This is a genomic window from Pseudarthrobacter sp. NPDC059871 (genome assembly GCF_042731175.1).
GTDB lineage: Bacteria > Actinomycetota > Actinomycetes > Actinomycetales > Micrococcaceae > Arthrobacter.
The window spans coordinates 94,337-114,646 of sequence record NZ_JBHWJV010000008.1 but is presented as its reverse complement, the minus strand read 5'-3'; the positions used below and the strand labels follow the sequence as shown (position 1 = coordinate 114,646).

Sequence of the window (20,310 nt, the reverse complement as noted above, 5' to 3'; positions counted from 1 at the left end):
GCTTAGCGGTTCCTGCCCGAACCTGCCACGGAAGCGGCGTTCCGGGCGGCCTGGCTCCGCGTTCCGGCGGCAGTGCCTGTACCAGCCGCGTTGCCGGCGCCTCCGGGTGCCTGCGGAACCGGGAGCCGCGACAGGATGCCCTGCAGCACGGTGTGCGCTGTTTCGCCGGCGCCGGCAGCTTTGCGGTCCAGGATGATCCGGTGCGCCAGGACAGCCTCGGCCACCTGGACGACGTCGTCGGGGAGGACGAAGTCGCGGGCGTCCAGGGCTGCGGTCGCCTTCGCTGCGCGAAGCAACTGCAGCATGGATCGCGGACTGGCCCCCAACCGCAGCAGCGGGCTTTCCCTGGTGGCCCTGCCAACGGAAACGGTGTATTCCTTCACCGCCTGCGAGACGTAGACCTGCTGGACGGTGGTGATCATGGCTGCTACCTCAGCGGCGGTGACCACGGCTGAGACCTTTGCCAGCGGGGACACCGCCTGATGGGTTTCGAGCATCTCGATTTCGGCGTCCTTGTCCGGATACCCCATGGAGATCCTGGCCATGAACCTGTCGCGCTGGGCTTCGGGCAGCGGGTAGGTGCCTTCCATCTCGATGGGGTTCTGGGTGGCAACCACCATGAACGGTTCGTCGAGCCGGTAGGAAGTGCCGTCCACCGTGACCTGGTGTTCCTCCATGCATTCGAGGAGGGCGGACTGGGTTTTCGCTGACGCCCGGTTGATCTCGTCGCCGATGACGATGTTGGCGAAAACTGCGCCCGGACGGAACTCGAAGAGCCGGGATGACTGGTTGTAAATGGATACCCCGGTCACGTCGGAGGGGAGCAGGTCCGGCGTGAACTGGATGCGGCTGACGGTGCAGTCAATGGTTTTGGCAAGGGTTTTGGCCAGCAGTGTCTTGCCGACGCCTGGAACGTCTTCCAGCAGCAGGTGGCCTTGGGCGAGCAGGACGGTCAATGCAAGCTCCGCGGCGTCGGACTTCCCGTCGATCACCGTGTTGACAGTGCTGAGGATCCGCTGGCTGGCGTCGTGGAACGAGTCAGCGTCCATGGCGGCGGCACGATGGCCGTTCAGGTGGCTGACGGGATCGGAAACGCCCGCAAGGTTGCGGTTCGCAGCGCTCACATCGTTGGCAGTGCGTCGGTAAGATTCCATCGGCAACCTTTCAGCCAGGGTTTCACCTGGACGGGACAGCAAGCCTGCCTTCGCCCGTCGGTGGGCGTTCTCATGTGCTCCCACCAGACTACTAACACAACTGCCTGGCCTGGCATAGAGTTCCGGCGAAATCGTGGTGCCCTCCGCCGTTAGGCTGGAGTGATGTGCAGTCCGCAGACCCCCGATGCCTACCGCGAACCCACAACGGGAGGTTCCCAGAGTGGCGCAGCGTCCCCGAAACGCGAATATCCGCCCGCTCCCGAACCGCTGCCGGTACCGGTAATGGATAACCACACGCACCTGGATTTTCCTGACGGAAAAGGGCCAGTGGGAATAGCCGAAGCTATGGACGCCGCTGCCGCCGTGGGTGTCCAGGGGGCAGTCCAGGTGGGCTGCGACCTGGAGTCCTCGCGGTTCACTGTTCAGGCGGTGCAGCAGGATGACCGGTTGCTGGGCGCTGTGGCGCTGCACCCCAATGATGCTCCCGGCTATGCCGCCCGCGGTGAACTCGAAGACGCTCTCGCTGAGATTGAAGAGCTGGCAGCCCACCCGCGGATCCGTGCCATCGGCGAGACAGGCCTCGACTTCTTCCGCACTGAAGGCGAGGGACTGGCTCATCAGCGGTACTCATTCCGGCGGCACATCGACATCGCCAAGCGGCTGGACCTCACCCTCCAGATTCACGACCGGGACGCACACGCCGACGTGGTGCAGGTCCTGGAAGAAGAGGGTGCTCCGGACCGGGTGGTATTCCATTGCTTCTCCGGCGATGAGGAGCTTGCCACCATCTGCAACCGCGAGGGCTGGTACATGTCGTTCGCCGGAACACTGACCTTCCGAAACGCGGCCAACCTGCGGTCCGCGCTCGCGGTCGCTGACCCGGAACTCGTCCTGGTGGAAACAGACGCCCCGTTCCTGACCCCACATCCGCACCGCGGCCGGCCCAACGCCAGCTACATGGTGCCGTACACCGTCCGGGCCATGGCTGAATTGACAGGCACGGACCTCTCCGAGCTGTGCACCCGGATCAGCTCAAATACGTTGCGGGCATACGGATCCTGGAGCTGAGAAATGTCACAGTGATGAAGCTTTGAGGCATACGTGGTATGCAAATTTGTTGGCCCGTTTATAACGCTACGGTTACAGTGGAAAACTATTAGCCGGGGTCGGGGAAGGCCAACGGGTAATTTCGCTTCCTTTTCAGCATCACAAGCCGGGACCCTGTCCCGTCCTGGCTGCTGGCGGGAAGCAGGCGGCGCAAAGGTGCCCGGACTGCTGTTCAAAGGCGGTGCCGGGCATTTTACTGCGCAAATCCCCGTGCCCGGATGGACCTAAAGTTACGGGCAATCGTGGTCAAGTTCTTCACATCGGATGGCAAGATCAGCTTTTTCAAGGTTGGGGCCCAGCTGCTGGTGCTTTGCACCCTGGTAGCGGGGCTCGTAGCCTTCGTCGGCAATAACAAAACCATCACGCTCAACGTCGATGGCAAGGTCTCTTCCGTCCAGACCTTCGGCGGCACCGTCGGCCAGGTGGTCAAGAGTGCCAACATTGAACTGACGCCCGCAGACAGGGTTTCCCCGGCCATCGACGCCTCGGTCCACAACGGAACCGTGATCAACGTCAACCAGGCCAAGGAAGTTAAGGTCAGCCTCGACGGCGCAGAGAAAACGGTCAGTACCACCGCGCAGGACGTCGCAGGCTTGGTCACCGAGCTCGGCGTGGCCAGCACCTCGTCGCTCTCCGTCCCCAAGGATGCGCAGCTCGCACTCGCCGGCTCCTTCGTGTCCATCTCCACCCCAAAATCCGTCAGCATCGTCGCCGACGGCAAGGTGAACACCACCACCACCACTGCAGCTACCGTAGGTGACGTGCTCGAAAGCGCCGGGCTGACCATCGGCGCCAACGACCGGACCTCCCAGCCTGCCAACGCGCACGTCGTCAACAACATGGTGATCAAAGTGTCCCGGGTCGATAACGGCCAGACCGCGAAAACCACCGAGGACGTCCCCTTCGAGACGGTGACCACCGAAAACGCCGAGATGCTCAAGGGCGAGAAGGAAGTTACCCAGGCAGGCGCCGCGGGCAAGCTGGAGAAGACCTTCAAGCTGGTCCTCGTCGATGGCCGTGAAGCCTCCCGCACCCTCGTCTCTGAAGCCGTAGCCGTCCAGCCCGTCGCTGAGAAGGTCACGGTGGGCACCAAGGCAAAGCCTGTGGCCCAGGCCGCTGCGGCCCCGGCCGCCGGCAACAACACCGGCGCTGCTGCTCCGGCCATGATGAACGAAGCCATGTGGGACAAGATCGCCCAGTGCGAGTCCACCGGCAACTGGAGCATCAACAGCGGCAACGGCTACTACGGCGGCCTGCAGTTCGACATCCGGACGTGGATCGGTGCCGGCGGCGGTGCCTACGCCCCCAACGCCAGCCTGGCCACCAAGGCCCAGCAGATCGACATCGCCAACCGCGTGTACGCGCAGCGCGGCCTGCAGCCGTGGGGCTGCGGCTGGGCAGCCAGCAGCTAGCAGACCCGCTGCCAGCCCGTACTGGCATGGTCCACGCATCGAAGCCGGGCCCGGGATTTTTCCGGGCCCGGCTTCGGCCGTTAACACGGCCGACCCGGCGGAAACGGCCCGGCCACGCGGGATAGGATACCTAGGTGACTGAACCCAACCCCGCCGCGCCCGCACCGCTTTTCGGTGCCTCCGACATTCGCCGGCTGGCAGGGGAGATCGGTGTCAGGCCCACCAAAACCCTGGGCCAGAACTTCGTCATCGACGGCAACACCATCCGCAGGATCGTGGCAGCAGCAGGAGTCGGTGCCAATGAGACCGTCCTGGAAGTCGGCCCGGGCCTCGGCTCACTGACGCTGGGCCTGCTGGACGCCGCCGCGGCCGTGGTGGCTGTGGAGATCGATCCCGTCCTCGCCGCCAAGCTTCCGGACACCGTGGCTGAATGGCGGCCGGCCGCCGTCGGAAATTTCCACCTCGTCGAGGCTGACGCCATGAGGGTCACGGACCTTCCCGTGGAACCTACGGCGCTGGTAGCCAACCTGCCCTACAACGTTGCGGTACCCGTGGTCCTGCACCTCCTGGAGCATTTCCCCAGCCTGCAGCACGGCCTGGTCATGGTGCAGGACGAGGTAGCCGACCGCCTGGCCGCCGGTCCGGGCTCAAAGACCTACGGTGTTCCGTCCGTCAAGTCAGCGTGGTACGGCCAGATGCGCAAAGCCGGCGTGATCGGCATGAACGTGTTCTGGCCAGCGCCCAAGATCCACAGCGGACTGGTCGCCTTCACCCGGCGCGAACCGCCTGCCACCAGCGCCACCCGCCAGCAGGTCTTTGCCGTGATTGACGCTGCCTTCGCCCAGCGGCGCAAGACCCTGCGTGCCGCGCTCAGCGGCTGGGCCGGGGGAGGAGCGGAAGCCGAACGCTTCCTGCTGGCGGCCGGCGTCGATCCCACCGCGCGCGGTGAAGTCATCGACATCGCCGCGTTCGCCAGGATCGCCGAAGCCAAGGAAGCGGGCGCGTGAACACGCCCGCCGTCCGGTTCGCGGCGCGGACGGTCCGGGTCAAGGCTCCCGGGAAGATCAACGTCTCGCTGGACGTCGGCCCGCTCCGGCCAGATGGCTACCATTCCGTGGCCAGCGTCTACCTGGCCGTCTCCCTCTATGAAGAAGTGGCAGCCACCAGCACGGAAACGCCGGGCATCACGGTGAGCCTGAGCCCGGGCAGCACCCTTGACCTTGACGCCGTCGACATCCCGCTGGACGCCAGCAACCTGGCCTACCGGGCCGCCGCCATCATGGCTGACGTTTCCGAGCACGCCACAGGAGTCCACCTGGAAATCACCAAGAGGGTGCCCGTGGCCGGCGGGATGGGCGGGGGATCGGCGGACGCCGCCGCTACGCTCCTGGCCTGTGATGCCCTGTGGAACAGCGGCCTCTCCCGGGAGGAACTCGCGCACCTTGCTGCCGAACTCGGAGCCGATGTTCCGTTCTCCCTGCTCGGCGGAACAGCGGTAGGGCTCGGGGTTGGTGACCAACTGTCGCCGGCACTCGCAAAGGCAAAGACCCACTGGGTCCTGGTTACCGCAGATTTCGGCCTGCCCACTCCGGAAGTCTTCCGGACCCTGGACAGGCTGCGGGAAGCGGAGGGTGTGGACGCGGACGAGCCCACCGGCGTCGACCCCCACGTCCTGGCCGCCCTGCGCGGCGGCGACGCAGACGCCCTCAGCCGCATCCTGGTCAACGACCTCCAGCGGGCCTCCATTGAACTGGCCCCCTCACTGCGCGATACGCTGGGCATCGGCGAATCGCATGGCGCCATCGCCGGCATCGTATCCGGCTCCGGGCCCACCGTGGCCCTTCTCGCGGATGACTCCGTGGCAGCGGAAGCACTGGCGGAAGACCTGCAGCACCAAGGCCTGTCCGCCCTGGCCGTCCATGGTCCCGTCCCCGGCGCCCGCATCATTTCCGACACCCTTCTCTAGCAGCGCAACGCCCATCCGGGCAGCAGAAAGCAGTTCTTTTTGGCACACCTTCTTGGCGGCGAAAACCTCACAGTCTCCTTCGCGACCCGCACAGTCCTGGACGGCGTCACGCTCGGACTCGAGGAGGGCGACCGCATCGGCATGGTGGGCCGGAACGGCGACGGCAAGTCCACCCTGATGCGGCTGCTCGCCCTGCGCTCCACCCCGGATTCCGGCCGTGTTACCAAACGCGGCGACGTCAACGTCGGCTACCTGGACCAGAGCGACGTGCTCGACGGCGACCTGACAGTGGGCGTGGCGATCGTCGGCGACCAGGCCGACTACGAGTGGGCGCGCAACCCTCAAATCCGTGAAGTCATGGGCGGCCTGGTGTCCGACGTCGACTGGCATGCCAACGTCCATGCGCTCTCCGGCGGGCAGAAGCGGCGGGTGGCCCTGGCCAAGCTGCTGATCGAGGACCACGACGTCATCATGCTCGACGAGCCCACCAACCACCTTGACGTCGAAGGTGTTGCCTGGCTGGCCCGCCACCTGAAATCGCGCTGGCGCGCCAACCAGGGCGCCTTCCTGGTGGTTACCCACGACCGGTGGTTCCTCGACGAAATCTGCACCAAGACGTGGGAGGTGCACGACGGTATCGTGGACCCCTTCGAGGGCGGCTACGCGGCCTACGTCCTCGCCCGGGCCGAGCGGGACCGGATGGCCTCCGTGGTGGAAGGCAAGCGCCAGCAGCTGGTCAAGAAGGAGCTCGCCTGGCTGCGCCGAGGTGCCCCTGCCCGCACCGCGAAGCCGAAGTTCCGGATCGAGGCGGCCAATGCGCTCATCGCCGACGTTCCCGCGCCGCGTGATTCCATGGCGCTGAGCAAGATGGCCACCGCACGCCAGGGCAAGGACGTCCTGGACCTGGAACACGTCTCGCTGAACTTCCAGGGCGACGACGACGGGAAGAAGCTTTTCGACAACATCACCCTCCGCCTGGCCCCGGGTGAGCGGCTGGGCCTGGTGGGCGTCAATGGCGCCGGCAAGACCACGCTCCTGAAGCTCCTGAACGGCGAGATTGCCCCCGATGCCGGGAAGCTGAAGCGCGGCAAGACGGTGGTCACCGCGGTCCTCACCCAGGAAGTCAAGGAGCTTGACGACGTCGCTGACCTGCGCGTCATCGAGGTCATTGAGCGTGAGAAGCGTTCCTTCAACGTGGGCGGCAAGGAATTCACGGCCGGCCAGCTGGTGGAGCAGCTCGGGTTCACCAACCAGAAGCAGTGGACACCGGTACGGGACCTCTCCGGTGGTGAGCGGCGCCGCCTTCAGCTGCTGCGGCTGCTGGTGGGCGAACCCAACGTGCTGATGCTCGACGAGCCCACCAATGACCTCGACACCGATACCCTCGCCGCCGTCGAGGACGTCCTGGACGGCTGGCCCGGCACCCTGGTGGTGGTCAGCCACGACCGCTACCTGCTGGAACGCGTCACCGACCACCAGATGGCGCTCCTTGGCGACGGCAAGCTCCGTGGCCTGCCCGGCGGCGTGGACCAGTACCTTGAACTCCGCGAGGCTGCCCTGGCCGGGTCCACCGTGACCGGCGGCGGAAACCCCGTCACCAGCGCCGGTGCTGCCTCGGCAGCAACCGGGACCGGCCCTTCCGAAGCCGAAAAGCGCGAAGCCCGCAAGGCCCTCAACCGGATCGAGCGGCAGATCAAGAAGCTGGATCAAGAGGAAAAGAAGCTTCACGACCTGATGCTGAAGTCCACCGAGGCCGGAGACTTCGACAAGCTCGCCGACCAGAACAAACAGCTCAAGGACCTCACGGACGAAAAAGACGCCCTGGAAATGGAGTGGCTGGAGTCCTCAGAACTCCTGGGCGACTGACAAAGGCAACCGGGCAACTCACAGCTCTGACTGCAGCTCCGGGTCTTTCCTGAGGCCGGTGAGGCCGTTCCAGGCGAGGTTGACCAGGTGCGCTGCGACGGTGGTCTTGTCGGGCTGGCGGCTGTCCTGCCACCATTGGCCGGTCATGGCCACCATGCCCACCAGCATCTGGGCGTACATGCCGCCGTCCTGGCCGCTGAAGCCGCGCCGGGAGAACTCGTCGGACAGGATGTGCTCCACCCGGGCGGTGACGTGGGACAGCAGCGTGGAGAAAGCGCCTTCGGGCTGTGACGGGGGAGCGTCGCGCATGAGGATCCGGAAGCCCTCAGTGCGGTCCTCGATATACGTGAGCAGGGCCAAGGCGGCGCGTTCAACCAGGACGCGCGGCTTGGCTTCGTCGGCCAGTGCGGTGTTGATCGCGTCCAGGAGGATGTGGAACTCGAAGTCCACCACCTGGGTGTAGAGGCCTTCCTTGGAGCCGAAGTGCTCGTAGATCACCGGTTTGGAGACGCCCGCGCAGGCGGCGATTTCTTCGATGGTGGTGCCGTCCAGCCCGCGGACTGCGAACAGGCCGCGCCCCACGTCGATCAGCTGGTTCCGCCGCTGAAGGCCGGTCATCCGTGTCCGCGGAGGGTTGTTGCTCACATTTCCATCATGCCCTACCCCGGCGGGCCCGTTTTCCCGCTTCCCGGGGGCGCCCGGCTCCCGGTCAACAAGGGCTGTGTCGCGCGCTGCCCCGAAGCCGTGGCAAAATAGGGACTTGTGCCCGGGCCTTGTGCCGGAGGCATGGTCCGCCCTGGTGTAACGGCAGCACCCCGGCCTTTGGAGCCGTGGAGTATAGGTTCGAATCCTATGGGCGGAACTGCTGTGCGGGGAGTTCAGCAGGTAACTCCCGGTGCCGGGCCGGCGGACGTTGGCCGGACACCATGAAGCGCCAGCGCAACAAAGCGAGGAGAATCCGTACGTGATCCCTGAAAACACCGGTCCGGCCGCAGTCATCGTATTGGCAGCAGGTGCCGGTACCCGGATGAAGTCACGTACCCCCAAGATCCTCCACGAACTCGGCGGACGCTCGATGGTGGGCCACGCGCTCCTCGCTGCCCGCAGCATCGAACCCCGCCAGCTCGCCATCGTGGTCCGCCACGAACGCGACCTCGTGGCCGGGCACGTGGCTGAACTCGACCCGTCCGCGGCCATCGTGGACCAGGACGAGGTGCCCGGCACCGGGCGTGCCGTGGAGGTGGCCTTGCAGGCGCTGGACGCCAAGGAAGAGCTCACCGGCACCGTGGTGGTCACCTACGGCGACGTCCCGCTGCTCTCCGGCGGACTGCTGGCCGAACTCGTCGCCACCCACGAACGGGAAGCCAACGCGGTCACCGTGCTCACCGCAGTCCTGGACGACGCCACAGGCTACGGCCGGATCCTCCGCGGAGAAGACGGCACAGTGACCGGCATCCGCGAACACAAGGACTCCACCGATGCCGAGCGCCTGATCCGCGAGGTCAACTCCGGGATCTACGCCTTCGACGCCGCCGTGCTCCGCGAAGCACTGGGCAAGGTCACCACCGACAACGCCCAGGGCGAGAAATACCTCACCGACGTGCTGGGTCTGGCGCGCGAGGCAGGCGGCCGCGTTGCCGCCGTCGTGACCGCTGACCGCTGGCAGGTGGAGGGCGCAAACGACCGTGTCCAGCTCGCCGCCCTCGGTGCCGAACTGAACCGGCGCACCGTGGAGGCATGGATGCGCGCCGGCGTGACAGTGGTGGACCCTTCCACCACCTGGATCGACTCCTCCGTCACACTGGACGAGGACGTCCGCCTGCTGCCCAACACGCAACTGCACGGCTCCACCTCGGTGGCGCGGGACGCCGTCGTCGGACCCGACACCACCCTCACCGACGTTGAGGTGGGCGAGGGCGCAACGGTGATCCGCACCCACGGTTCCGGTTCGGTGATCGGCCCGCGCGCCGCCGTCGGACCCTTCACTTACCTGCGCCCGGGCACCGTCCTTGGCGAAAAGGGCAAGATCGGCGCCTTCTACGAAACCAAGAACGTCACCATCGGACGCGGCTCCAAGCTGTCCCACCTGGGCTACGCCGGCGACGCTGAAATCGGCGAAGACACCAACATCGGCTGCGGCAACATCACGGCCAATTACGACGGCGAGAAGAAGCACCGCACCGTCATCGGCTCAGGCGTCAGGACAGGTTCGAATACGGTCTTCGTTGCGCCGGTCACCGTGGGGGACGGCGCCTACAGCGGCGCCGGCGCGGTGATCCGCAAGGACGTCCCGGCAGGTGCGCTCGCGCTGAGCATCGCCGCCCAGCGCAACACCGAAGGGTGGGTCCCGGCCAACCGTCCCGGCAGCCGATCCGCCGAACTGGCCCAGGCGGCCATCAACAACTCCTCAAGTACCCCGGCATCTACAGAAGAGGGCAAGTAACAATGAGCGAAATTACGGCGCATGGCGAGAAGAAGCTGGTGCTCGCCACCGGGCGGGCACATCCGGAGCTGGCCCGGGAAATCGCCAAGGAGCTCGGCACCGACCTCCTTCCGGTGGACGCGTACGACTTCGCCAACGGTGAGATCTATGTCCGCGCCGGGGAAAGCGTCCGTGGCACGGATGCCTTCGTGATCCAGGCCCACCCGGCCCCGCTGAACAACCACCTCATGGAACAGCTGATCATGATTGATTCGCTGAAGCGCGCCTCCGCCAAGCGGATCACCGTGGTGTCCCCGTTCTACCCGTACGCCCGGCAGGACAAGAAGGGCCGCGGCCGCGAACCCATCTCCGCCCGCCTGGTGGCCGATCTCTACAAGACCGCCGGTGCGGACCGCATCATGAGCGTGGACCTGCACACCTCCCAGATCCAGGGCTTCTTCGACGGCCCCGTTGACCACCTGATGGCCATCCCGCTGCTTGCCGATTACATCCGCACCCGCGTTGACGCCGAAAACATCACCGTGGTTTCCCCGGACACCGGCCGCGTCCGCGTCGCCGAACAGTGGGCCGAGCGCCTGGGCGGGGCGCCGCTGGCTTTCGTTCACAAGAGCCGCGACCTCACCGTCCCCAACCAGGCCGTATCCAAGACCGTGGTGGGCCAGATCGAGGGACGCACCTGCGTCCTGATCGACGACATGATCGATACCGGCGGAACCATCTCCGGCGCCGTCCAGGTGCTGAAGAACGCCGGCGCCAAGGATGTCATCATCGCCGCAACGCACGCCGTGTTCTCCGAACCGGCGGCACAGCGCCTGTCCGAGTCCGGTGCACGTGAAGTGGTGGTCACCAACACCCTGCCGCTGAACTCGTCGCAGCGCTTCCCGCAGCTGACGGTGCTGTCCATCGCGCCGCTGATTGCCCGCGCCGTGCGTGAAGTGTTCGACGACGGTTCGGTCACCAGCCTGTTCGACGGCAACGCCTAGCACCTGCTTGTCCCTGCCGGTGCCGGTACCGTTTTCAGTAAACGATGCCGGCACTGGTAGGATTTACCCCGAAACCTTGGCGAGGGAGAGCAGCCGCTTCGACGGCTCGCAGATCTCCGTGATCGACTGGGTCTGACCTGTTCTTCAGATGAAGAACAGCCTTCTTGGATTGGGCCGCCCCGGCCGCCCGGCGTTGAAGGTCATCCCAGACCTCCGCCCTCGCTGAACACCGTTTAGCCTTCAAGGAGATTCCATGTCTGAGCAGAAGCTCGCAGCAGAACTGCGCACCGAATTCGGCAAGGGCTACGCCCGCCGTGCACGGATGGCCAACCTGATCCCCGCCGTCATCTACGGCCACGGCGCAGAGCCCATCCACATCACCCTCCCCGCCAAGGCCACCACCCTGGCCGTCCGCACCGCCAACGCCCTGCTGTCCCTGGACATCAACGGCGAAGGCCACCTGGCCCTGGTCAAGGACATCCAGCGCGACCCGATCAAGCAGATCATCGAGCACATCGACCTCCTGACCGTCCGCCAGGGCGAGAAGGTCACGGTTGACGTTGCCGTTCACGTCGCAGGTGAGTCCGCACCAGGCACCGTCCACAACCTCGAGCTGACAACCGTCTCCCTCGAAGCTGAGGCCACCCACCTGCCCACCGCCGTCGAGGTCTCCATCGAAGGCCGCGCCGCAGGCGAGCACATCCACGCATCGGACCTCGTCCTGCCCAAGGGCACCGTGCTGCTGACCGACGCCGAGGCGCTGGTTGTGAACATCTCTGAGGAAGTCGAAATCGCCGAGGAAGAGGGCGAGCAGGCCGAGGCTCCCGCAGGCGAAGCTGAAGCCACCGAAGAAGCTGCTGCCGAGTAGCCTTCCCCACGTGCGCAATGGCCGGATCCCGCAGGGGTCCGGCCATTGCCATGCCTGAGCCGCGAGACCACCCACCTTAGGATTGATCCATGACTGATACCTGGCTGATTGTTGGCCTCGGCAACCCCGGCGCCCAGTACCAAGGGAACAGGCACAACGTCGGCCAGATGGTCCTTGACGAACTGGCGGGCCGGGTAGGTGCGGGGTTCAAGAGCCACAAGGCACGCGCCCAGGTGGTTGAAGGGCGCCTGGGCATCGGAGGCCCGCGCGTGGTGCTCGCCAAACCCATGACTTACATGAACGTCTCCGGCGGGCCGGTGTCCGCGCTGGCCAACTTCTACGGGATATCACCCGACCATGTGGTGGCAGTCCACGACGAGATCGACATTCCCTTTAATACGGTGAAACTCAAAATCGGCGGCGGCGAGGGCGGCCACAACGGACTGCGGGACATCTCCAAGGCGCTGGCCACCAAGGATTACCTCCGGGTCAGGGTAGGCGTGGGCCGTCCGCCCGGCCGCATGGACACTGCCGATTACGTGCTGCGCGATTTCGGAACCGCAGAGCTCAAGGAACTTCCTTTCCTGCTGGACGAGGCAGCCGACGCCGTCGAATTGCTCCTACGCGAAGGCCTGACCGCAGCGCAACAAAAGTTCCACCCGGCCAAGACAGCCGGATAGCAGGCACCGGCCGGCGCCACAAAAAACTTAAAGTGGCTTTGACCTGTCTCGTTGTCCGCCGGGCAAGGTACTCTTCTTGCTATGCGGGGGAGCAATGGGGCTACATTCCGCTATAGCTGGATGTAGGGGAACGTTCATGTCAATTGAGCCACTCAGCTGGGGGCGCGGGCCAGCACCCCTGGACGTCGGGTTGCGTACTCCGGCCCAGGGCAGCCCGGGGCCGCAATGGTCCGTGCCCGCCCGCAGCGCCAACCTTGAAACCGTCCGTACCGCACTGACCGCAGACAACTCGCTTGGCGTCGTCATCACCGGCGGCCGGGGCGTCGGAAAATCATCCCTCGCCCGTGCCGCCGTCACGGACCTTGGCCCGGAGGTCTGGTCGCTGCAGCTCCGCAGCGGACCCGCCGGCTCCACCACACCCTACGGATGCCTGTCCTTCCTGCTGGCACGCCTCCCGCAGGCCTATATGGGCTCGCCCACCGCCATCCTGCGCGGCATCACGTCCCTGATCCGCAGTGACGCCGCCGGCAGGCCCTGCGTCATCACGCTGGACACCTCCGGCACCATCGACGATCTCAGCGCCGGCGTGCTCCTCAACGTTCTCCTGACCGGGACCGCCAAGATCATTGCCGTGGCACCCAAGATCAGTGACCTCCCCTCCGACTTCCATTGGCTCCTCACGGACCGGCGGCTCACCGAAGTCCGGCTCAGCAACCTCAATGAGCTCCAGACACGGCAGGTCCTCCTTTCATTGCTGGGCCACCGCGTGTCCGCTTCCCTGGTCACCACGTACCACCAGATGGTGGGAGGCAATCCGCTGCTGCTCAAGGCCCTGGTCACCGAGCAGCAGCTGTCCGGCAACCTGGTGCTGTCCGACTCCGTATGGACCCTGCGGGACAAAGTAGTCCTCGACGGCGCCGCCAGCCTCGACGACATCGTCCGCTCCCGCTGGTCGCGTGAAACCGCCGAAACCCGCGAAGTCATAGAAATGCTGTCCTGCGCCCGGAGCGTGGAGCTGTCGCGGCTGACCTCCATCTACGGCGCCGACGTCGTGGCGGACATGGAAGACGGCGGACTCCTCGAAATCGACAGTTCAGACCACCGCTGGGTCTCATTGCGGGAGAAATACATCGGGGACGTCGTACGGACCTGGCTGAGCATCGCCCGGCGCCGCGAACTGCGTGCCGTACTTCTAGGTGGTGTGGAGCCGGACCCGGCGGGAATGACCGTTGAAGAGCTGATGGCCTTTGCCGCTTGGACCCATGAGTGCGAGGCGGAACTGAGCCCCGCGCTGGCCCTTTCGGCAGCCGAGGCCGCCGTCCAGCTGTTTGACCCGCGGTTCGCGCTGACCTACGGCGAACTGCTTCGCCGCGGAGACCGGGAATGGGTTCCTGCCCAACGGCAGCGGGCAGCCGCCTACCTGCAGCTGGACATGCCGGACCAGGCACTGGCAGCCCTCGAGGACATTTCGCAGCCGGAGCTGGACGCCCTCGACCTCGAGGAATACGCACAGGTGGCCGCGGCCAGGGCCAAGGTGATGATGGGCCTGCCCGAGCATGCGGACAAAGTGCCGTCACTGCTCGACGAAGCCCGGGAGCGCCTGCTTGCCGGCGCGGGTACCGAACAGCCGTCCTGGCCCGAACCGGCAGCCGTCGCAGCCAACCGCGTTGCCCTGAGCGCGTTCGAGTACCGGGCCTTCATGGGTGACTACGCCGAACTGATTCCCGAACTTGTTGCCGCCGCCGATCCCGAACTGAACCCGGACACCGGCTACCGCATGCATGCCGCGATCCTGCTGATGACCGCGCTGGTGCTCACCGGCCGCGAGATGGACGCGCTGGGCCTGATGCGCCAACTCGGCGGCCAGATCAGCGACGCCTCGCACGTGGTGGGGCTGCGGGAGCAGTACACCAAAGAGTCCTACATGGTATTGCTGCTGGCGGGGCAGTGGCGGCGGTGCCTGGACTTCCTGGGCCCCCAGACCGCGGAAGAACCGTACCGGCTGCCCTATGGGACGGCTTCCAGCGAGCTGGGCGCCGGGATAGCCTACGTCTTCGCAGGCCGTGGCGCCGCAGCCCTGGACCTGCTGATCTCCGCCGGAGCGCAGCTGGAACTCCAACCCGTCCAGACCGCCCTCCGGTACACGTATGCCGCCACCGCCCTGGCCTACGCGCAGACGGGAAACGCTCCCCAGGCCCGCAAATACTTGAGCAAGCTGCAACGGATCCCTGCAGCCGCCGGCTTCGCAGACGAGAGCATCATCCGCTTCTGCGCACTGACGGCCGGCCGCTGGCTTAACGACGCCGACTCCGTGGCCCGGCTCAAGGAATCCGCCCGGCGGAACCTCGCTGCGGGCCTTTACACCCTTGCAGGCGTCGAACTGCTGGCGGCCACGGTCAACGGCAGCGATGCCGATTTCCGGCTGCTCGAAGACATTGCCAGCCGCCGCCAGGGTCCACTGGCCGAGGTCTCCCGGCTCATTGCCCTGGGCAGCCGTACCAAGGATGCCAAGACCCTCCTGGCCGGCGGCGAGCTTGCCGCCACCCTGGAACTGGACGCCGTCGAGGCCCGGTGCATGGCCCTCGCGGTGGACTTCGCGCGCCAGGATGGTGACTCGATCTCGGCCCGCACGGCCCAGGCCCGCCTGGACATCCTGGCCACCACGGTTGCGAACCTCCCCATTGTGCCCAGCAGCGGCAGCCCATTGCTGACCAGCCGGGAACGGCAAATAGCGCGGCTTGCGGGCCGGGGTGCATCCAACCGCGACATTGCCCTGGAAATGGGCGTGTCAGTCCGGACTGTTGAGGGCCATCTGTACCAGGTCTTCACCAAGCTCGGCGTAACCTCCAGGGGTGATCTGACTGGACTCGTCTAACGGCCACAAAGCAGCAGCAAGCAGGGTCCTCACCGGACGCCGCGAGCCGCTGGACAGGATCTGCAACATCGTCCGGAACCGCACCAGCCAGGCGGTGTTTGTCATGGCCGGCCCCGGGATTGGAAAGTCGTCCCTGGCCGAAGCCATCTCGGAACGCCTCGCCGGCGAGCTGAACATCCTGCGGATCCATGGCAGCTCCGCCCTTGCGGCGGTTCCGTTCGGTGTCCTGACGCCCTATACCGGTGACCTGACAGCCGAGGAATCCGTCTCCCCGGTGGCGGTGCTGCGGTCCATGTGGAGTTATTTCGAAAAGCTGCGGGCCGGGAACAGTGCGCCCGTGCTGATGGTTCTGGACGACGCCCACTACCTTGACGATGCCTCTGCCGGCGTGGTGGCTGACCTCATTTCGGCTGGCTGGGCCACCGTAGTGGCGGCGGCAAGGCCGCGTCCCGGCTTGCCCCAGCCACTGGACCAACTCTGGTATGACGGGCTCGCCGAACGCGTGGACCTGCGCCCGCTGAACAGGGAACAGATCGAAGAAGTCCTGGCACACCTGCTGGACGGAACTGTTCCCGCCGCCACCATCGAGGCTGTCTGGGCAGCGTCCGGTGGGAACCCCCGCCTCCTCGATGCACTGCTGCACGATGCCGCCGAAGCGGGAATCCTCTCGAAGCGCAACGGGATCTGGATCCTGCTGGGTGCCCTGCCCGCCGACGGACCGCGGCTGACAGCCGTGGTGGCCAAGGACCACCTGCGGCGCAACCCCGAGGAACAGGAAGCACTCAAGCTCATCGCACTCGCGGGCCCTGTGGGCCGCAAGGTCATCGAAGAAATCTGCGGGGCGCCGGTGGTCCGGTCATTGCTGGACCAGCAGATGGCCGTCGAAACGTCAGGCGTTCCTGCCGAGCTTTCCCTCTGGAACCGCCTCTTTTCCGACGCCATCAGGAACACCATCTCGGTCTCCCGCAGCCTCCAGCTGCAGGAGAAGATCCGTGCCCGGCAGAACGGCACGGTCCTTCGCGGTGAGGGGCGGCTGCGGTCCGTGGAGTGGGCCATTGAAGTCGGAGTCAAAGTGTCCGAGGAGGACATGCTGGAGTCGGCCCGCGAAGCACTCCTGCGTTTCCGGAATGGCAGCGCCAGGTCCATCGCAGCCCGGATCCAGGACCCGGGCGCACTGCCGCTCGCCCAGGCCATCCAGGCCCGCGCGCTCTACAACGAGGGCGCCTACGCTGGCGCCGCAGCCCTCCTCGACGAGTGCTGGGCCCCGCTTGCCGATGATCCGCAGGGGCCGGCCGTCCTCCTGCTGCGGGTCTCGGCGCACCAGGCAGCCGGGCAGTCCCTGGCAGGTGTGGCCGACGACGTGCTCAGCCGGGTTTCCCGGGCCGGGGAATCAGGTCCCGCCTGGCCGGTGCAGTTACTGCGCCTGCTCCAGTCGGGGGCCGAAGCGGACTGCCAGGCACTGGCGGACGAGGTGGAGGGCATCAGGGTCCAGGGACTCTCCGAGACCAAGGCGGAACCGATGGCCGCGCTGGGGGAAGCGCTGCTGGCGCACGCACTCGCGGCGGCGGGCCGCCCCGGCGACGGCCTTGACGCCGCGCTCCGGGCCGCGTCCGAACTGTCCCCGCTCGAGGACAGCCTGTACTTCTTTCCGGAAGTCGTCCTCGGCAGGCTGGTGAGCTGTTACCTGGCCATGGGCGAATGGGAGTCCGCGGAGCGGGAACTCAACAGCTACGCCGCCGCCCATGCTGCAGGAGTGGCTACGTTCAACGGCAGCCTGCAGGTGCTGCGTGGGTACTCGCTGCTGCGACAGGGCCGGATGGAACGGGCCTACCAGGTGCTGCTCCCCGCCGTGGAGGCGTTGCGCCTTAACGACCCCCTGCAGCTGTTCGGCTTTGGGTCCGCTCTGGGGTACTACGTTGCTGCGCGGCTGGGGGACGCAGCGCAGGCCAAGCGGCTGGAACAGGACTATGCAGACGCCATGGCCGGTGGTCCCGCTGACCTCCTGGCCCGCGGCTATGCGATGGCCGCGGGGGAGTACCTGGCACACGACGGCAAGGGCCTGGCGTCGCTGCACACGCTGATGACCACCACCGAAGCCTCCGGCCGGGCCGGGCAGCTGCTCGAACTCCTCGCCATATGCTGGGACCTGGGGGATCCCTCCGTCATTCCCATGGTGCAGGAAGCAGCGGGCGGCCTGCAGGGGCGCTGGGCCGAAGCGATGCTGACCCTCGCCACCGGGTGGGAAGCCGCCGATGGCGACGCCCTGATGGTGACAGCCGCTTCGCTGGAAGAATCCGGCTTCGTCAACCTTGCCCGCGAGGCCTACGCCCGTGCCAGTGCCCTTCTTGACCAGGCGGGGGAGCGGCGCCGGTCCCGGCAGGCCGTGGCGCAGCGCGAAAAGTGCGACCACGAGCTGGGTGAGCGGTTCCGCGAAGGCCGGTTCATAGCGGCGGCTCCCACAGTGCACCTCACTCGACGGGAGCAGGACATCGTGGAGCTCGCCGTCCAGGGCCTCACAGACCGCGAGATCGCCCAGCGCCTCATGGTCTCCGTCCGCACGGTCGAAGGCCACCTGTACCGCACCTACGTCAAGCTGGGCGTCCGGAGCCGCGACGAACTGGAAACCGCCCTTCCCCGGTAGCTGCCGCCGTCGCGCCGTATGTCCTCCCTGCAGGCCCGGCACCACGTCCTTCACCGGGGTGCCGGGCCACTCCGCGTGCACTCCTGCTGACTCCGCAGCCACCCGTGGCCCTGCATTAACACCGTGCATTGCAGGCACCCGCGGCCCGACGGGTATCGACACTCAGTGTCCCCGTAGTGGCACCCGCCGGAATTCGAGTACACCCTACTCGTGTGCGCGCCGGCCCCGCGGGATTTACTTAAGGAGGCAAAGCACACGGCGTAAAAGAGCCGCAGGGTTTGCCACAACACATCAAGGCCTCATTGAACTTCCGGCCCACGCGGCCGGACCGAGACGGGGCCGGCGACGTCAGAGTCTTCTGAGACCGAGACTCTCCCCCCAGCCGTCGCCGGCCCTCCGCTCCGCGGGCTGAAGCCCGGAGCGACTGTGGCGGCTGACCCCTCCGGGCGGCCGCCACAGCCGTGCTGTGGGACAATTGAATGTCATCCGCTGGCATCTCAAGGAGCACGTCTTGGCCGTAGTATCAACGCCCGCCACCCTGGAGCGGTCCGTTCCGGTCATGGATAACGCCGAGGTCCTCCGCATCCGCAACGACTTCCCGGTCCTCAACCAGATGGTCAACGGCAAGCCCCTGGTCTACCTTGATTCCGGTGCGACATCCCAGAACCCGCTCAGTGTGATCGAAGCAGAGCAGGAGTTCTACGAGCAGCGCAACGCGGCAGTGCACCGGGGCGCCCACCACCTTGCGGTCGAAGCCACTGAGGCCTTCGAAGACGCGCGCCAGACCGTGGCGGACCTCATCGGCGCAGACTATTCCGAAACTGTCTGGACCTCCAACGCCACAGAGGGCCTCAACCTCATTTCCTACGCCCTGTCCAACGCCGCGCTCTGGGCTGCCCAGGGCCGGGGGGACTCGGCACTGAAGGGCCTTGCCCTCAAACCGGGTGACGAGATCGTGGTCACCGAAATGGAGCACCACGCCAACCTCATCCCGTGGCAGGAACTCGCGTTCCGCACTGGGGCGACGCTGCGCTACTTGCCCATCGACGATGCCGGCCGGCTCAGCCTCGAGCAGGCGGCTGGGATTATCGGGAACCGAACCAGGGTGCTGGCCTTCACGCACGCCTCCAACGTCCTCGGAACCATCAATCCGGTCCGTGAACTGGTGGCACTGGCCCGTGCTTCCAATGCCCTGGTAGTCCTGGATGCCTGCCAGTCCGCTCCGCACATGCCCCTGGACGTCAAGGAGCTGGATGTGGACTTCGCCGTTTTCTCCGGCCACAAGATGCTCGCACCCACAGGAATCGGCGTGCTGTACGGCAGGCAGGAACTCCTGGATATCCTTCCACCGTTCCTCACCGGCGGTTCCATGATCACCACGGTCACCATGGAACGGGCCGAATACCTCCCGGCTCCGCAGCGGTTCGAGGCAGGAACGCAGCGCATTTCGCAGGCGGTCGCCCTGGCCGCCGCAGCCAATTACCTCACGGAGACCGGCCTGGACCGGATCCACCGGTGGGAAATGGACCTTGGCCAGCGCATGGTGTCAGGCCTTGAAGCAATTCCAGGAATCCGTGTCCTGGGTCCGGCAGCCGGGGAGGAACGCATCGGGCTGGCCGCGTTCGACGTCGAAGGCGTCCACGCCCACGACGTCGGACAGTTCCTGGACTCGATGGGCATCGCCGTCCGGGTAGGCCACCACTGCGCCCAGCCGCTGCACCGCCGGTTGGGGCTGACCGCCACCACCCGCGCCAGCGCTTACCTGTACAACACCACCGACGACGTAGACCAGTTCCTGGACGCCGTGGCCGGCGTGCGGGCCTACTTCCGCGCTTAGCCGCCAAAACCGAAGGTATGCAATGAGCCTTGACCAGCTGTACCAGCAGATTATCCTTGACCACTCCAAGGCCCGGCACGGCAGCGGCCTGGCCGAAACCCCCGCACCGCAGGGTGCTTCCACCGGGCAGTCCCACCAGCTGAACCCGGTCTGCGGCGACGAGGTGACCCTGCGGCTCGCCGTGGCCGACGGCAAAGTCTCCCAGGTTTCGTGGGACGGCGCGGGGTGCTCCATCTCCATGGCCTCAGCCTCGGTCTTTAGCGACCTCGCCGAAGGCATGACGGTGGCGGAAGTGCACGAGGTGATCGACAGTTTCCGCGAGGTACTCAGGTCGCGGGGCAAGGTCCCGGCCGATCCTGAACTGCTGGGGGATGCCGCGGCGTTTGAGGGCGTAGCCCGGTACGCGGCCCGCGTGAAATGCGCCATGATTTCCTGGGTGGCCGCGGAGGATGCCCTGAACCAGGCGTCCTGACCCGGC

The 20,310-nt window shown here is 66.3% G+C and carries 15 protein-coding genes and 1 tRNA gene; 14 read left to right on the top strand and 2 right to left on the bottom strand.

The annotated features are described in order from the left end of the window. Positions 1 to 2 precede the first annotated feature (2 nt). Complete coding sequence (locus ACFV4R_RS12280; protein WP_377202593.1) at positions 3 to 1,154, bottom strand: AAA family ATPase; 1,152 nt, start codon at positions 1,152 to 1,154, stop codon at positions 3 to 5. 162 nt (positions 1,155 to 1,316) lie between these two features. On the opposite strand from ACFV4R_RS12280, the gene ACFV4R_RS12275 reads away from it, so the two are divergent. The 5 genes from ACFV4R_RS12275 to ACFV4R_RS12255 all read left to right on the top strand — a co-directional run bounded on the left by ACFV4R_RS12275 (position 1,317) and on the right by ACFV4R_RS12255 (position 7,505). Next, positions 1,317 to 2,222, top strand: coding sequence for a TatD family hydrolase (locus tag ACFV4R_RS12275; protein ID WP_377202594.1), 906 nt, complete (start codon positions 1,317 to 1,319; stop codon positions 2,220 to 2,222). A 257-nt stretch (positions 2,223 to 2,479) separates the two neighbouring features. Then, on the top strand, positions 2,480 to 3,673 hold the full coding sequence (locus ACFV4R_RS12270; RefSeq protein WP_377202595.1) for a ubiquitin-like domain-containing protein: 1,194 nt from the start codon (positions 2,480 to 2,482) through the stop codon (positions 3,671 to 3,673). 134 nt (positions 3,674 to 3,807) lie between these two features. After that, positions 3,808 to 4,680: a 16S rRNA (adenine(1518)-N(6)/adenine(1519)-N(6))-dimethyltransferase RsmA gene (gene rsmA / locus ACFV4R_RS12265; RefSeq protein WP_377202596.1), complete on the top strand. Its 873-nt coding sequence runs from the start codon at positions 3,808 to 3,810 to the stop codon at positions 4,678 to 4,680. Then, the gene (locus ACFV4R_RS12260; protein ID WP_377202597.1) at positions 4,677 to 5,639 is read left to right on the top strand and encodes a 4-(cytidine 5'-diphospho)-2-C-methyl-D-erythritol kinase; all 963 of its coding nucleotides are present in this window, start codon (positions 4,677 to 4,679) and stop codon (positions 5,637 to 5,639) included. The genes rsmA and ACFV4R_RS12260 overlap by 4 nt, the downstream gene beginning before the upstream one ends. Positions 5,640 to 5,678: 39 nt before the next feature. Next, entirely contained in the window at positions 5,679 to 7,505 is a 1,827-nt protein-coding gene (locus ACFV4R_RS12255) for an ATP-binding cassette domain-containing protein (protein WP_377202598.1), read from the top strand. A gap of 18 nt (positions 7,506 to 7,523) precedes the next feature. Here the strand turns inward: ACFV4R_RS12255 and ACFV4R_RS12250 are convergent, their stop codons facing one another. Beyond that, positions 7,524 to 8,150, bottom strand: coding sequence for a TetR/AcrR family transcriptional regulator (locus ACFV4R_RS12250; RefSeq protein WP_377202599.1), 627 nt, complete (start codon positions 8,148 to 8,150; stop codon positions 7,524 to 7,526). 145 nt (positions 8,151 to 8,295) lie between these two features. Here ACFV4R_RS12250 and ACFV4R_RS12245 point away from each other — a divergent pair. The 9 genes from ACFV4R_RS12245 (at position 8,296) to sufU (ending at position 20,304) form a co-directional block, all read left to right on the top strand. Continuing rightward, positions 8,296 to 8,367: transfer RNA gene (locus tag ACFV4R_RS12245), tRNA-Gln, on the top strand. A gap of 102 nt (positions 8,368 to 8,469) precedes the next feature. Further along, positions 8,470 to 9,948, top strand: coding sequence for a bifunctional UDP-N-acetylglucosamine diphosphorylase/glucosamine-1-phosphate N-acetyltransferase GlmU (gene glmU / locus ACFV4R_RS12240; RefSeq protein ID WP_377202600.1), 1,479 nt, complete (start codon positions 8,470 to 8,472; stop codon positions 9,946 to 9,948). A 2-nt stretch (positions 9,949 to 9,950) separates the two neighbouring features. Then, positions 9,951 to 10,931: a ribose-phosphate diphosphokinase gene (locus tag ACFV4R_RS12235; RefSeq protein WP_045730890.1), complete on the top strand. Its 981-nt coding sequence runs from the start codon at positions 9,951 to 9,953 to the stop codon at positions 10,929 to 10,931. Positions 10,932 to 11,184: 253 nt separating this feature from the next. Next, a complete protein-coding gene (locus tag ACFV4R_RS12230) occupies positions 11,185 to 11,799 on the top strand; it encodes a 50S ribosomal protein L25/general stress protein Ctc (RefSeq protein ID WP_377202601.1) in 615 nt (204 codons plus the stop codon). A gap of 89 nt (positions 11,800 to 11,888) precedes the next feature. Further along, positions 11,889 to 12,479, top strand: a complete 591-nt coding sequence (pth, locus tag ACFV4R_RS12225; RefSeq protein ID WP_377202602.1) for an aminoacyl-tRNA hydrolase — start codon at positions 11,889 to 11,891, stop codon at positions 12,477 to 12,479. A 136-nt stretch (positions 12,480 to 12,615) separates the two neighbouring features. Continuing rightward, entirely contained in the window at positions 12,616 to 15,354 is a 2,739-nt protein-coding gene (locus tag ACFV4R_RS12220) for a LuxR C-terminal-related transcriptional regulator (RefSeq protein ID WP_377202603.1), read from the top strand. Then, complete coding sequence (locus ACFV4R_RS12215) at positions 15,341 to 17,995, top strand: LuxR C-terminal-related transcriptional regulator (RefSeq protein ID WP_377202668.1); 2,655 nt, start codon at positions 15,341 to 15,343, stop codon at positions 17,993 to 17,995. The genes ACFV4R_RS12220 and ACFV4R_RS12215 overlap by 14 nt, the downstream gene beginning before the upstream one ends. A gap of 511 nt (positions 17,996 to 18,506) precedes the next feature. Continuing rightward, positions 18,507 to 19,832 (top strand): aminotransferase class V-fold PLP-dependent enzyme, encoded by a 1,326-nt coding sequence (locus ACFV4R_RS12210; protein WP_377202604.1) that lies wholly within the window; start codon positions 18,507 to 18,509, stop codon positions 19,830 to 19,832. Between the two features lie 22 nt (positions 19,833 to 19,854). Beyond that, positions 19,855 to 20,304, top strand: coding sequence for a Fe-S cluster assembly sulfur transfer protein SufU (gene sufU / locus ACFV4R_RS12205; RefSeq protein WP_377202605.1), 450 nt, complete (start codon positions 19,855 to 19,857; stop codon positions 20,302 to 20,304). Positions 20,305 to 20,310 lie beyond the last annotated feature (6 nt).